Origin of the sequence: Neobacillus novalis NBRC 102450, assembly GCF_001591805.1 — a bacterium.
Lineage (GTDB): Bacteria > Bacillota > Bacilli > Bacillales > Cytobacillaceae > Neobacillus > Neobacillus novalis.
The window spans coordinates 46,685-60,822 of sequence record NZ_BCVP01000039.1 but is presented as its reverse complement, the minus strand read 5'-3'; the positions used below and the strand labels follow the sequence as shown (position 1 = coordinate 60,822).

Here is a 14,138-nt window from a genome sequence, read left to right as displayed (position 1 = left end):
TCTTTCCTTTGTTCATGGGCACTTTGGACCTCCCTGAGTGCCCGTTCTTGGCTTTTTCCCTAGCTCACGGGCACTATGACCGTGATGACCCTTTTTCCGCTTTCTCGGGCATTATTAATCTCTTTGCAATAGATTGCAACTGGAAAATGCAGGATACTGGGGCTGAACAATTCTCAAAGTCGTTTCAAAAATGGCTGCCCCAAAATTCATTAGGGCAGCCTTCTCCATTGGAGCAATCAAACACTGGTTATTCCATTAAATCAATCGAATATTTTGCAAATCCCCCACTAGATGGTCCAATATACTTAATATTAGGGTACTGACTAAGGTAATTTTGTGCCTTTGGTGATGAATCAAACACCGGTACCACAGTACCTTTGAATTTTACAAACGACCAGTTTTGGTCAGCCGACGGATTAATTGTTTTATGTTCTTGAATATAGTTCGTGACAATTTGCCGATTTTCATCTGGAGCCTTTAAGACGATTTCGCCCTGACTAACTCCAGGGAAAGTGGTGCTAGAAGCACGGTAGTTATTTGTCGCGACGATAAATTGTTGGTTTCCTGTAACAGGCTTACCTTGATACGTGAGATTGACAATTCGACTTGCCCCTGCATTGATTACATTTCCGTTACCATCATATTTAGCCGGTTTTGTCACATCGATTTGATACTGCACACCATCAATCACATCAAAATTAAACGATGGAAAATCCGGATTAATTAACGGCTGCTCGCCCGTTTTAGTTGGATCCAGCTGATTGAATTGCCCAGCACTCATTTCCAGCCATTCTTTGAGCTGTGCCCCATTCACGATTTTTGCCTGAAGCGTATTCGGATACAAATATAGGTCCGCGACATTTTTAATCGCCAGCGTTCCCGCAGGAATATCCGTATAATAATCAGGACCGTTACGACCGCCTGCTTTAAATGGCGCTGCTGCTGAAAGAACAGGAATACCCGCATACTTACTGTAGGCTGGGTCTTTTAATTTTTCCACTAAATAATCAGTCTGTGCGTTATTTACAATTTGAACAGAAGGATCATCCTGAACGAGCGAAAAATAGCTAAATATTGGAGCCGTCGTTTCTCCGACAGGTTGATTAACATATTTAATCGTTCCTTCATGCTCTGGTAATATCGCCTTCATTAATTTCTCATCTGTTTGCACAATCGATTTACCCTCTGCATCGACAATCGGTCTTAATGCGGCCTTACTGTCAACCACATTCCACTTTCCACGCTGCTTCTGTAATTGGAGGTCAATGACTCCAAGATGACTGCCGAATGCTCCCGCCATTACTACCGGTTTCCCATTAATAGTTCCTTTCTCAAGATTCGTATTCGCTAAATCTTTATAAATCGGGCCTGGGAAGGTGTTATGTTGGTGGCCAGTCAAAACGGCATCAATGTCTTTTATTTGTGTTAAATAGTAAGCCGCATTCTCCATTCCAGGCTGATAAGGCTCCCCGCTTATTCCCGTATGTGCAAGGGCAACAATGACATTGGCCCCCTTCTTTTTCAACATCGGAACATATTTTTTCGCGGACTCCGCAATGGATTTCGTCTCCACTTTTCCTTCTAAATTAGCTTTATCCCATTCCATAATCTGTGGTGTTACAAAGCCAATCACCCCTACTTTGATCATTTGCTTTTTTCCACGATTATCGATAACCTTTTTATTCAAAATGACGTATGGTTCAAAATAAGGCTTATCTGTTCCTGCTTTATAAACATTCGCATTCACAACAGGCATTCTGGCATCATTAAGGGTTTCGGCTAAAAAGTCCAGCCCATAATTAAATTCATGGTTGCCCACTGTGGTGGCGTCGTAACCTAATAGATTAAAGGCACGATAAACAGGATGGACATCGCCTTTTTTTAATCCCTTTACTTTTGCGACATAATCCCCTAGAGGATTCCCTTGAATCTCATCCCCATTATCAAACAACATTGAATTTTTCACTTCATTTCGTGCCTGTTTGATGAGGGTAGCGGTTTTCACCAGACCAACCTTATCGTCTTGTTTTGTCTGATAATAATCATAATTTGCTAAAAAAGCATGAATATCGGTCGTTTCAAGCAAGCGTAGCTGAACAGTCCCGTCTGCCTTTTTGGCATCGGCATGTAAAGGTAGGAACTGTCCAACCACGACCAGCATGGAAACTAAAAAGATGGAAACTTGTTTAACCAATCGATAAACCTCCTTATCAAAATCATACAAACGAAAATAGTATTTGTATCTTTTTCCAAGAATATGATTAAATTGAGTTATGGAAAAAAATTGAATCAAGTGAAGAGTTATCGGAAGCGGATATGGGAAAACTAGTTCTATTACCTTTTATGAATAGTAAAAAGTCACGTTCAGATATAACGCTTGATTCAGCATATATTTCTGGCAAAATAAAGGATCAGGAGAAGCAAAGTCAAATTCTTGCTTTTATTTTAACTATGTCGGCTAATGTTCTTAATGTGGACGAAATGGATCAAATCCTGGGAGTGATGAAAATGACAAATTTGTCCGAAGAAAAAGTGAAAAGTTTACTTAAGGATTCATAAAAATTTGCCTGCCCCTGCCTGCCCCATCGTCCCACTGCTATCAAAAAGAAATATGAAACTTTGCAGAGACTTAAACGTATATGTATAGGTTGACAAAAAGGTTTGGTACAATAGTAAAAAAACAGTATAGGCAGGAGATTTAATTTGGGCTCAAACATTTTACAAATTGGATATTATTTATTTGAGGTTTATTATTGGCTAATCTTAATAGCTATTTTTGGTTCATGGTTTCCTCGATTTCAATCATCAAAGGTGGGGGAATGGATTTACAAACTAGTTGATCCTTATTTAAGCTTGTTTAGGCGGTTTATTCCCCCCCTTGGACCAATTGATTTTTCACCCATCATCGCATTATTTGCTTTAAAATATCTAGGCGGATTTGCTCTAGAAGGTCTTCGGCAGTCATTGAACGTTATAGGAATTTAAGAGGGATTCGGGGGCTTATCAGCCATAATGGGTTAATTAAAGTAGTTCTCTAATTATTATTGTATCTCGATTGCACCAAAGAAAATAGATTTAAATCAACTTTCACAGCTGCGAACAGTGCCAGTCACTGTTCGCCACTTTTTGATTAAATTCCTGTGCTTTAATTAATCCCACTAATTTTTTATTTTCGTTATTAAATATCCCCACTTAACTCTCGTTTTTTTATGATAATAGCTGTATATAAATTAATATATATACAACTGGAAGTGAGAAATCCTGTTGAGCTAACGTGGAAGAAGGAAATTAAAAAGGAATATTCAAAGTCAGACTTATGTCAATAATTCGAATGCTGCAATTCTTCATTAAGAAGGCTTGCTTTTTTATTTGTGAACATCTCTAATAGCTACCCTATTTCCAATAAATATTAAAATTTTTCTCGGCTAAAACTGGCTCTGTAATCCATAGTTTCTTCAAAGAAACTACCCCACATTAAAGTACCTACTTAACATTCTGACCCTTAGGTTAGATAATAGGTTCCGTAGAGAACAGCTCATTGTATCGACGCAAACAAGTTCAAAGGAGGAATCAATGATGAATAGCCACGTTTACAATAGAACAATTAGTCATAAATACACTCCTGAATTCCAACGTAATAGTAATATTCATACAATGGCATGGGTAATCGAACCAGGACACTGGAAACAACATGATCCCTTTTTGTTAATGGCACATGACCACATGCGAAGCGGTGTCTTTGGAGTCCACCCTCACCGTGGAATTGAAACGGTAACATATATGATTGACGGCAACCTAAATCATTATGATAACAAGCATGGGGCAGGCGTTCTTCACCCTGGGGATGCACAATGGATGACAGCTGGCAGAGGCGTTGAGCACGTTGAAGATGCTGCTCGTGGAGAGCTGGTTAACCTGCTTCAACTTTGGGTAAACATTCCAGCAAAACAAAAAATGACAGCAGCACGTTATCAAGATCTTCGAAAAAACGACATGCCACACATAGTGGAAAATGGTGTATCTACTAAGGTATTCTCAGGTTCAGTAAATGGGTTAACTGCACCAACATTGAATATTACTCCAGTAACGATGGTTGAATTCAAAATGGATTCAGGAAGTGAAATTACCCCAGAAATCCCAGGCTCCTATAATGGATTCTTATATGTTCTAAAAGGTTCAGGCACTTTTGGCTCTGAGCATACATCCGGTAATGCTGGTGAGGTATTGTGGCTTGGTTCAGGTAATCATGCTGAAAGAAGTGATATTAAAATAAAAGCTGAAGAAGACATGCATGTGATGCTGTATGCTGGAGAACCGGTTGGAGAACCTGTTGTTGCAAGAGGTCCATTTGTGATGAATACGGAAGATGAAATTCTCCAAGCCTATATTGATTATAGAAACGGGACTTTTCTGGACTAGTTTAGTGAATAAAGACAAAAAATAATCTAAAAGTAATCATCCCTAGCGTTGATAATTATTCTTTTAATGGAGGCAAAACAATGGACAATAAACCCGATCATTGCAGAGTAGCAACTACGATGGACATGATAATTGGGAAATGGAAAATTGCCATCATGCTAAATTTGATTCATTATGGGACGATGCGGTTTAGCGAACTGCAACATGTCATGCCTGGTGTTACCCAGAAAGTGTTGACTTCTCATCTTAGAGATCTTGAACAGGAAGGCATTGTCGAAAGGGTAGTGTATCCTCAAGTTCCGCCAAAAGTGGAATATTCCATGACAGAATATGGGAAATCCCTTCAAACCATTTTAGAATTGATGCATGAATGGGGAGAAGCCCATCTTCAAAGGAAAACACAAATGCTGTTCATTCAAGGTACTGACAATCAAAATGACAAAGATGATTAACACAAGGATAAAATAGACATCGAAATAGCAGACATTCGTTCCCTACCTCATTTTGACCAAGATGAGGAAAACAACCCACCGCAGGCAGTAAAGGATGCCATTTTAGTCGCATATTTATTGGAGCTGATTCAGGATTTAGCAGACCAGGCATTCGAAATTCATGACAGGCAGATCATGATTTTACTCTCCAAAGGGAGAAAAGCCCAAGAGGAACTTATAAAGCAAAACGGTAAATCGCTCAACGAAAAGGTGGTTCACTTTGCCGATCTGGGGGCAGCTCTAATCAAGGCCCGTAGCGAAGGCATTGATCCGTTTATTGCATCGGACTGATAATTTAGCATGTTATTTGAGTTTTAAATTCAAACTTTCCAAGCCACCTTACTATCGACTTTCATTCACATTTCCTTCTGCCGGAATCGGATACTCTTTCAGCAACCGGGCAAAATGCAGTAAATTGTAAGCAGTTATTTTTGCGTGTTGCATCGTAAAATCGTTCTCTTTCCCGTTTGCCTCAATAAAGGATGGACCAGGGCCCGCTTCCCCCACCCAATAGGTGTCCACATTTGGAGGAATCGTAAACCCAATATGCGACAATGCGTAAATTAGGTAGCTTGAGACGTTTTTCGCACCGTCTTCATTCCCGGTCACAACCACTCCGCCCACCTTGTTATAGTAAATGTACTGGCCTTTTTCGTTCGTAAGGCTGCTTCCACCATACAATCTTTCTACAACCAAAGTGGCTAGGCTGCTCTGTTCGCCAAGCCAAATCGGCGAGCCAAGCAAAAGGATATCCGCCTGCTTCACTTTTTCAAAAATCTCTGGCCATTGATCCTTATCATTCACCGCCTCATGGGTAATTCCAAAGCCGATATTATAATCAGCCATCCTGAGCACTTCCGTCTCCGCTCTGTTTTCATCAAAAATTTTTACAATCTCGTTAATCAGCGCACGGGTATTGGATTGCTGCGTGCTGTCTTTCAAACTGCAATTTAAAACTAGCGCTTTAATGCTCATTGCTACATCTCCTTAGATCATGGTAATAGTATTTCTTTACCCTGAGAATTTTTTATTAAACTAGAAATCCGGTTCGTTCGCGGTATAAAAGGCTGCTGCAACCGCATATGTAACGGCGTGACAACAAACTATGAAAGTGCCAAGTTCACGTCCCCAATTGGTTACAAATCATACATTTTATTAACTTTTAAAAAGATTACTAATACGAAATAAAACATACAATCCTGCAATCCAATCGTGAGTGCCAAGATGAGGTATAGGATCATGACAAAGTCGAAAAATATGAACAAATGTTTTATAATGTGTCTTCTGAAATAAAAAAATATTGAAATGTAGATTATGGAGGTATTGTATATGTATGTAACGATTGCAGACTTTATTAGAGAATGGAATTGGGAGGCAACGCTAACTCAAAAGGTCTTGGAAGGTTTAACTGATGATTCATTGAAACAAAAAGTTTACCCAGAAGGGCGTACTTTGGGAAGAATTGTCTGGCATTTCACAACAAATATCCCAGAATATCTAGCTCATTTTGGGTTGAAAGTAGACGAAGTTGAAAATGTAGAAAATGTACCTACCTCAGCTAAAGAAATTGCTGAAACCTTTAAAAATATAAGTTCTTATGCAGTCAAAGCCATTGAACAACAATGGGCAGACGAATCTTTGAAAGAATTGCGAACTGCATTTGGTAGGGAAGAAACAAATGCTCAAATTTTAATGGGACTAATTAAACACATTATTCATCATCGTGGACAAGTTACAATTCTTATGCGTCAAGCTGGAATCAAACCTTTTGGGGTTTATGGACCACCAAAAGAAGATTGGATTCACTTAGGTGTGGAAAATCCGCCACTTTAACATTATTTCAACGAGTTCGATAGTAATAGGAATGGGAAACCCAATAAATATAGAGTTTCCCATAATTTTGACCTATTTTCAACATTAAAGTTTAACAGAGCCTTTAAAAAAAAAGAATCTGTTTCCGTTACGGCGATAATATGATCGTTTTAATTCCTAATTTTTAATGGCTCTTTTCTAAAAGATTGTTGCTTTTATTGATTCGCTGATAAAATTGTAGATTCGCTGATAACTTATTTTTTATCATCAATTAAGTTTATTCACTTACAAAAACTTATATATACTTGCAATATTACTCGGAATACGTATAATTACTTATAAACACTTATGACTGCAGGTGATTTCCTTGTATCAAGAAGAGAGATTAGTATCGATTATGGATTTCCTTCAAAAGCATAACAGGATTTCAGTGGAACAAATTTGCACTATCTTTGATGTATCCAGAGATACAGCAAGAAGGGATCTTGTCAGGCTTGAAGAAGATAAAGCGATTGTTCGGACACGTGGAGGAGCAATTCTCCCTTCCGTTCATGATGAAGTCAAGAGCTATTCCAAGCGCTTAAATTTTGTAACTGAAGAAAAGCAGGTTATTGGAATTAAGGCTGCCTCACTCATCTATCCCGGTGACAGAGTGATTTTGGATGCCTCAACAACCGTTCAAGCCTGTGCAGAGCAAATCAAAAACATGGATTGTACGATTATTACCAATTCCATTAATCAGGCAGAAGTATTATCTTCCAATCAGGAAATCAATATTCAGCTCCTAGGAGGCACGCTTCAACAAGAGCACCGTTTCCTCTACGGCTCCACTGTGATAGAAAAACTCTCGGACTACCATGTAGATAAGGTGTTTATTGGAGTGGTAGGAATTTCCGAAAAAGGATTAACAATCGCTCATGAGGAGGATGGCCTCGTCAAACGGAAAATGATCCAGCAATCCAAGCAAGTGATTGTATTAGCCGACCATACGAAACTCGGACACACAGACTTTTTCCGATTTGCTGATTTACAGGATGTTGATCTTCTGATAACAGACCAAACTCCGTCAAAGGAGTTTAGGGAGTTGCTCTATAAAAACAATGTCGAGCTATTAACTGCTGACTTAGAAGAGGGAGATGAGTAAGTTGGTAAGATTAATTGCTGTTGATTTAGATGGCACCTTACTAAACGAAGAAAATCAGATAAGCCAGAAGAATTTGGAGGCAATCCAATATGCCCAAGCCAATGGAGTAGAAGTCGTTATTGCGACAGGGCGGGCCCATTTTGATGTCCAAAACCTTATTAAAAATACGGGCTTGAAAACCTGGATTATCGGGGCCAACGGAGCGACCATCCATCAGCCGGGCGGTGAACTGTTTCATTCTGTTCCGATCAATCCGGACGATGCATTCCATATTTTGAACTGGCTTGAGCAAGAAGAATACTATTATGAGATTTTTAGTCAAGATTCTATCTTGTCTCCGCAGAACGGCCGTGAACTTTTGGCCATCGAAATGGACAGAGTCAAAAGTGCCAACCCAGAGGTAAGCATCAAGCAGCTGAAAGAGGCCGCTGAGAAGCAATACAGCCAAACCGGATTTTCATTTATCACTTCATATAAAGAGCTGTGTGACACCAATGTCGATGTTTATAATATCCTTGCCTTTTCATTTGACGAAGAAAAGCTAAAAATAGGGAAGACACAATTTAAGCAGCTGAAAGATATAACGATGGTGACGTCTGCTAAGCATAACTTTGAATTCGAACACAAAAGCGCGTCAAAAGGTATTGCTTTAGAGATTCTGGCTAACAAACTAGAGTTGAACCTAGCCGATACGGCAGCGGTTGGTGACAGCAACAACGATTTATCTATGCTCCGAATGGCCGGAAGAAGTGCCGCTATGGGCAATGCCTCGAAGGAAATCAAGGATTCCTGCCAGGAAGTAACCCTGACAAATATTGAGGACGGAGTAGCTCATTTTATCTACTCTTTACTACGCGAGTAATGGTGATTTTTTATAATATTTATTAAAAAATACTTAAACCCACATTGGCGTAACGCAAAAAGCGGCGTGACAATGTGGGTTTAAGTATTAAAATAAGCTTAGAGTCAAGTCCTAAGCTCATTCAAGCATTGTTTAATTAAATCGTCAATTTGAACCATCGTGGTTCCACCGACTGCCTCTAAAGATGGTGCCCCCCTGCTGCCTTAATACTTATGCGTCCAACCAGTTTTGTGACCATTTTTCTATATCTTTCATAAGAGGTTCTAGTGCTAAACCTTTATCCGTTAAGGAATATTCGATCCGAACTGGAGTTTCTGGATAAACATCTCGTTTCACAATCCCCTCGTTCTCCAGAACCTTTAATCTCTCTGAAAGCACTCTGCCACTTACACCCACTGAAGATTCAATCGTACAAAAACGCTGCGGACCAGATAAAAGCTGGTAAATTATCATACCAGTCCACCTTTGGCTCAAAAACCCCATGGCTTTTTCAAATCTAGGACAAATCGACTTATCCAATTAAATCAACTCCTTACTTACTATTATAAACATTTTTAAAAATAATTAAATTACTTTTTACAGGAAACTTACTTGACTTTATTTAATTATGATAATATACTAACTTACATAAAGTAACTAACTAACGAATTGTTTTTTCTTAAAAAGCAGGTTGTTAGGTATGAACTAAATAAATAATGAAGGAGAGTTTAGTAAATGTTAAGAAAAAATGAAGTTATTACAACAATTTTAAGGGTATTTTTAGGTGCAACCTTCTTTATACATGGGTTAGCAAAATTTCAAGGCGGCATTGAAAATACGGTTGGTTGGTTTGAAAGTTTAGGTCTTCCAGGCTTTACAGCTTATATAGTAGCTCTAATTGAATTAATTGGTGGAATCGCTATTGTTTTAGGAGTAGGAACAAGGATTATTTCCATTCTATTTGCGATTGTATTGGCTGGTGCAATTGTTAAAGTTAAACTCGCTGTCGGATTTCTTGGAAATGGCCAAATGGCAGGGTACGAACTTGACTTAGCTTTAATAGCCATTTCAATATATCTCGCTACAACAAACAAATCGTTTTTAGCTTTAGATAACGTTCTTTTTCGTTCAGAGAAAGCTTAAGTAAAAGGAGGAAATTAAAATGAATTTCCATCATGAACCAATTACATTTGTAGGTCAAGTTAACTTAAAGGTCCAAAATTTTGAACGGTCGTTAGCGTTTTATCAAGAAGTAATCGGCTTTAAGGCATTAGAACAAACTGACAGGTCCGCAAACCTTACTGCGGATGGGAAGACAGTTTTATTATCCATTGAACAACCTAATAACGTTGTTCCTAAGAAGGGTAGAACAACAGGATTATATCACTATGCGCTTCTTCTCCCTAAACGCTCTGATCTAGCAAAAATAGTGCGGCATTTTCTGGAAATTGGTTTGCAATTTGGTTCTTCAGACCATCTTGTGAGTGAAGCTCTTTACTTATCTGACCCAGATGGAAATGGAATTGAAATCTATATAGACCGTGACCCTTCCGAATGGGTTTGGGAAAACGGTAAAGTGGATATGGCTGTTGATCCATTGAATTTTCCAGACCTCCTAGCTGAAGGTAAACAGCAATCATGGAAAGGTCTACCTGCTGGCACCGTTATGGGACATATTCATTTGCATGTATCCGAATTAAAAAAGACTGAAGAATTTTATATCATGGGACTCGGATTTGAAGTAGTAAACCGATATGGCGCTCAGGCCCTTTTCATTTCGGATGGTAAATACCATCATCATATTGGTTTAAATACTTGGAATGGCGTAGGTGCACCTACACCTGCTCCTAATAGTGTTGGACTTGAATCATTTACTTTGATGCTTCCAAATGAGGATAAGAGAAATAAAATTATTGTTCAGTTAAAAAATATTGGTGCATCCGTCACTGAAGAAAAAGGTTCTTTCGTTACCTCAGACCCTTCAGGTAATCGTATTTACTTACAAGTCTAATTGATGATTTTTAACTATTTTTATCTCTTGGATGACTAGCAGAAGAATGTCTCACTCCAAACCTTAGAAAAGAAAGAAATAAGCAAGTAAATAATTTACTGGTGGTGTAAAAGATGGGTTTATTAAACAAAATGTTTGGAAGATCAACTAAGGAGGAAGAAATCATGACACCTGAAAAATTAAAAATTGGAATCATTTTAGGAAGCACACGTCAAGGACGTGTTAGCCCACAAGTAGGAGAATGGATAAAAGGTATTGCTGACAAACGTGGAGAGGCCAATTATGAAATTGTAGACATTGCTGACTACAATCTTCCGTTTTTAGGAACAACCGATGGAACAGAACCAGGAATTGCGGCTTGGAATGAAAAACTTGCTAATTTGGATGGATTCGTATTCATCGTTCAAGAATATAATCATAGCATCACGGGGGCACTAAAAAATGCACTTGATTTTGCTCGTGAAGGATGGAATAACAAAGCAGCAGGGATCGTAAGTTATGGTTCAACTGGTGGAGCTCGTGCAGCTGAACATTTACGTGGAATTATGGGAGAATTAATGATTGCTGATGTTCGAGTACATCCAACATTGTCCTTATTTACTGATTTTGAAAACGGAACGGAATTCAAACCTGCTGAACTTCATCTAGATAATGTTAATGCAATGCTTGACCAGGTTATCGCTTGGAGTGGTGCATTAAAAACATTGCGATAAAATTCCGAATTGTTGCATGAACTAAAAACGGTGCCTGCCACTGCGCTATTACTTAATAGCACTTGGTGTCAGGCACCATTTTCAATTTGTTTATGCGGCGCTAGTCCTTTTACATACAAAAAATAGCCAATAGTGATCATAAAGAAAAATGGGCGCCTGCCCAAGTTGGGGACAGCCACCGTTGTCCATTTCGTTCATTAAAAACCTCTGTTGTTGTTGTCCAAGCGAGTGTTGGCTGGATTGTCGGATATGATCGGATCATTTGGAGTTATTGTTCCGCCAGTTACACCCTGGTTAACGCTAGTATCAAAATAGTCATCCCTAACACGGTTTTCACGGCGTTCAACTACGACTAGGATTTTTCCTTCATTAACATAGCCTTCATAACGGTCCGCTTCCTCTTCAGGTAGGCCCATTCCAATTAAAGCTCCTGTCAATCCGCCTGCCCCTGCACCGACAGCAGCGCCAGTGAGTGTTGCCGCTATTGGTCCAGCTGCTATAAACGGCCCGATGCCGGGTATCGCAAGAGCACCTACTCCTGCCAACAAACCGACAAGCCCTCCTAGCGCACCGCCTGTCGCCGCACCGGCAACAAGACCTTCTTCAGTCTTTGTACCAGTTACATCATTAATTTCGTCTACCTGTTCATTGTTTTTCCCAATAACCGAAATTTCCTCAGCTGCATAGCCCTGACGTTTTAAATCTTGAACCGCCTGGATGGCCTCATTTTCAGTATCATAAACTCCCACCAGGTGCTTTTCATGTGTATACATTGAAATTTCCTCCTTTGGACGAGTAGTCTTTTTTTAACTACCCGCCACTAGGTGGAATGAAACACCTATTTTGTTGATGAACCTCGATTGGTGCATGGGACCACAACATTCAACTACAGATGAAATTTTGTTCAACCCAGCCGACTGCACCGTCTTTTTTAATCAAGCTATATCCCGAACAGCTATCATCTAAAAGAGAGACGATGTCGCCATTCTTTACACTAATCTGAGCGCAGGATATATCTGTCTTCGCCTGGAATTGCCCTTTCTCATTTCTATGAATATATTCATTTTTAACATATCGCAGTTGATTCGTTCCCGGCTGCTTGCATAATGTAAAATGATTCTCTCTTTCAACCGGCACAATTTCGTAAAATGGATAGGAAATAGAACCGGACATCTTCGGATCCGCCTTAAAATCTCCACCTACCTTACATGTCGGGTAATGATCAACATAGGTAAAGGAATAGGCAGTTTCATTGTTCGTTCTTTGCATGATCAAGGCATTTAATTGTCCGCTTTCTTTAACGTTGTTTCCGCCATCAATGGCAATGATTTTTTTCTCGTGGTCAATAATTGGGTTATGTACCAAAACGTCGGTAGAATAATTTCCTACTGGCCAGTGCCCGACAACCACATATTTATCGGAACGGTGGGACTTTTCTAAAAAGGCTGGCAGTGAAACCGCTGTATCCCGATCTGTTTGTTTCCAGTCATCAATGTCGGCCAACCCTGCATGAACAAAAATATATTCATCGGTTTCAATAGCCGTAGGCAATGCGGTCAACCATTCTATTTCTTTGTAAAAATGCTTTGTCAGGCATTCCTTGATATGCTGGACCGTTGTCTCTTCGGTGATTTCAACCCCAATTTGCTGCAGCCATTCATGGAAGATGGAGTCCTTTCGTGCCCGCAGGTAGCCCAGTAACTGTGGATTTTCGTTTAACAGTTCTTCAACTAAGGTTTCGCAATTTCCTTCAATCACATGAACCCTTGGATTCGTTGCCGCAAGTTCCATGACATAACTGACAACGCCTTTGCTATTGCTGCCTTTTTCGCACAGATCACCATTTATAATCAAGTAATCCTCTGTGCTAAATTGAACTTTTTCTAGTAGCGCTTTAAAAAGGGCTAATTCTCCATGTATATCAGAAATCACAATCACTCTTGAATCCTTTGGAATCGATAGTTGTTTAATTTTATCCATTTAAAATACCCCTTTTATCAAATCGACCTCTAACTTGTACTCTATGTACGTTTACAAATCTCTCTCAAACATCACCATATCCAATGCCCTTATCCCATTCTCATAAATTGGTGTTGGATACTTTTTAAAGAAATTCTTTTTAATTTCTACCATTCTAAACCCGAGCTTTTGATAAAATGCTATGTTAGCAATACTTGAATTAGCCGTACCGACAAGCATTTTATTTAATCCCTTCATTTTATATAAATCGAAAGACTCATTAATTACTAATTTTCCTATGCCTTTTCCTCGGTAATCCTCGATAATAGCAATATTTTTAAGTTCAACGATTCCGTTCTGAAGGAAAATAAATTGAGCGACCCCTACGATTTGTCCCTCGCAAAGAATGGCGAACATCTCACCATCATTTATGTACTCGCTAACGATTTCTTCACTTTCATCCGCTAAAAGTAGATAGTCTAGAAATGAATTTCTTTTCTCCGTTTCAATTGCCTTCAATTGAACTTCAAGCATAAGCAGCATCCCTCCATATTACACTCTAATTTTAGCATAAGTTGGTAATGGGTATTGATTGTGGGGTAACGAAAAAGCCCAATTTCTCAGTAAAATGGCGAAATTAGGCTTTTTCATATTGGAATTTTTTTACCTTGTCATAAATTCGCTAACTATCGTTACTCCCTATAGAAAGTTTCAGCCAATGTAAAGAAGGGTACTTTAATCCGTAGTA

16 protein-coding genes and 1 pseudogene are annotated in these 14,138 nt (G+C 39.1%); 11 read left to right on the top strand and 6 right to left on the bottom strand.

Features of this window, described 5'->3' with window-relative positions:
• Window positions 1-247 precede the first annotated feature (247 nt).
• Window positions 248-2,161 carry a bifunctional 2',3'-cyclic-nucleotide 2'-phosphodiesterase/3'-nucleotidase gene (locus BANVL01_RS22190; RefSeq protein WP_082805102.1) on the bottom strand — a complete coding sequence of 638 codons (1,914 nt, stop codon included), beginning with the start codon at window positions 2,159-2,161 and terminating at the stop codon, window positions 248-250.
• Between the two features lie 155 nt (window positions 2,162-2,316).
• Here BANVL01_RS22190 and BANVL01_RS22185 point away from each other — a divergent pair, with 155 nt between their 5' ends.
• From BANVL01_RS22185 to BANVL01_RS22165, 5 genes and pseudogenes are all read left to right on the top strand, one after another.
• Window positions 2,317-2,559: a hypothetical protein gene (locus BANVL01_RS22185; protein WP_066083046.1), complete on the top strand. Its 243-nt coding sequence runs from the start codon at window positions 2,317-2,319 to the stop codon at window positions 2,557-2,559.
• Window positions 2,560-2,703: 144 nt separating this feature from the next.
• The gene (locus BANVL01_RS22180) at window positions 2,704-2,985 is read left to right on the top strand and encodes a YggT family protein (RefSeq protein ID WP_066083044.1); all 282 of its coding nucleotides are present in this window, start codon (window positions 2,704-2,706) and stop codon (window positions 2,983-2,985) included.
• Window positions 2,986-3,576: 591 nt separating this feature from the next.
• Window positions 3,577-4,419 (top strand): pirin family protein, encoded by an 843-nt coding sequence (locus BANVL01_RS22175; protein WP_066083042.1) that lies wholly within the window; start codon window positions 3,577-3,579, stop codon window positions 4,417-4,419.
• 80 nt (window positions 4,420-4,499) lie between these two features.
• Window positions 4,500-4,871: a winged helix-turn-helix transcriptional regulator gene (locus tag BANVL01_RS22170; RefSeq protein WP_066083041.1), complete on the top strand. Its 372-nt coding sequence runs from the start codon at window positions 4,500-4,502 to the stop codon at window positions 4,869-4,871.
• 90 nt (window positions 4,872-4,961) lie between these two features.
• Window positions 4,962-5,189 (top strand): annotated as a pseudogene (locus BANVL01_RS22165) (hypothetical protein); the annotation flags it as partial.
• Between the two features lie 63 nt (window positions 5,190-5,252).
• Here the strand turns inward: BANVL01_RS22165 and BANVL01_RS22160 are convergent.
• On the bottom strand, window positions 5,253-5,885 hold the full coding sequence (locus BANVL01_RS22160) for a flavodoxin family protein (RefSeq protein WP_066083036.1): 633 nt from the start codon (window positions 5,883-5,885) through the stop codon (window positions 5,253-5,255).
• A 354-nt stretch (window positions 5,886-6,239) separates the two neighbouring features.
• Here BANVL01_RS22160 and BANVL01_RS22155 point away from each other — a divergent pair, with 354 nt between their 5' ends.
• From BANVL01_RS22155 to BANVL01_RS22145, 3 genes are all read left to right on the top strand, one after another.
• Window positions 6,240-6,743, top strand: a complete 504-nt coding sequence (locus BANVL01_RS22155; protein ID WP_066083034.1) for a DinB family protein — start codon at window positions 6,240-6,242, stop codon at window positions 6,741-6,743.
• 346 nt (window positions 6,744-7,089) lie between these two features.
• Entirely contained in the window at window positions 7,090-7,866 is a 777-nt protein-coding gene (locus tag BANVL01_RS22150; protein WP_066083032.1) for a DeoR/GlpR family DNA-binding transcription regulator, read from the top strand.
• On the top strand, window positions 7,859-8,728 hold the full coding sequence (locus BANVL01_RS22145) for a Cof-type HAD-IIB family hydrolase (RefSeq protein ID WP_066083029.1): 870 nt from the start codon (window positions 7,859-7,861) through the stop codon (window positions 8,726-8,728). Before BANVL01_RS22150 ends, BANVL01_RS22145 begins: the two co-directional genes overlap by 8 nt.
• A gap of 210 nt (window positions 8,729-8,938) precedes the next feature.
• Here BANVL01_RS22145 and BANVL01_RS22140 read toward each other — a convergent pair whose 3' ends face one another.
• Window positions 8,939-9,247: a winged helix-turn-helix transcriptional regulator gene (locus tag BANVL01_RS22140; RefSeq protein ID WP_066083026.1), complete on the bottom strand. Its 309-nt coding sequence runs from the start codon at window positions 9,245-9,247 to the stop codon at window positions 8,939-8,941.
• A 195-nt stretch (window positions 9,248-9,442) separates the two neighbouring features.
• On the opposite strand from BANVL01_RS22140, the gene BANVL01_RS22135 reads away from it, so the two are divergent.
• The 3 genes from BANVL01_RS22135 to BANVL01_RS22125 all read left to right on the top strand — a co-directional run bounded on the left by BANVL01_RS22135 (window position 9,443) and on the right by BANVL01_RS22125 (window position 11,431).
• Window positions 9,443-9,850, top strand: coding sequence for a DoxX family protein (locus BANVL01_RS22135; protein ID WP_066083021.1), 408 nt, complete (start codon window positions 9,443-9,445; stop codon window positions 9,848-9,850).
• A 19-nt stretch (window positions 9,851-9,869) separates the two neighbouring features.
• Window positions 9,870-10,718 (top strand): VOC family protein, encoded by an 849-nt coding sequence (locus tag BANVL01_RS22130; RefSeq protein ID WP_066083020.1) that lies wholly within the window; start codon window positions 9,870-9,872, stop codon window positions 10,716-10,718.
• A 113-nt stretch (window positions 10,719-10,831) separates the two neighbouring features.
• On the top strand, window positions 10,832-11,431 hold the full coding sequence (locus tag BANVL01_RS22125; protein ID WP_066083018.1) for an NADPH-dependent FMN reductase: 600 nt from the start codon (window positions 10,832-10,834) through the stop codon (window positions 11,429-11,431).
• A gap of 197 nt (window positions 11,432-11,628) precedes the next feature.
• On the opposite strand, the gene BANVL01_RS22120 is transcribed toward BANVL01_RS22125, so the two are convergent.
• The 3 genes from BANVL01_RS22120 to BANVL01_RS22110 form a co-directional block, all read right to left on the bottom strand.
• Window positions 11,629-12,204, bottom strand: a complete 576-nt coding sequence (locus BANVL01_RS22120; RefSeq protein ID WP_066083016.1) for a general stress protein — start codon at window positions 12,202-12,204, stop codon at window positions 11,629-11,631.
• A 109-nt stretch (window positions 12,205-12,313) separates the two neighbouring features.
• On the bottom strand, window positions 12,314-13,411 hold the full coding sequence (locus BANVL01_RS22115) for a metallophosphoesterase (RefSeq protein WP_066083013.1): 1,098 nt from the start codon (window positions 13,409-13,411) through the stop codon (window positions 12,314-12,316).
• Window positions 13,412-13,462: 51 nt separating this feature from the next.
• The gene (locus tag BANVL01_RS22110) at window positions 13,463-13,924 is read right to left on the bottom strand and encodes a GNAT family N-acetyltransferase (protein WP_066083008.1); all 462 of its coding nucleotides are present in this window, start codon (window positions 13,922-13,924) and stop codon (window positions 13,463-13,465) included.
• Window positions 13,925-14,138: the final 214 nt, after the last annotated feature.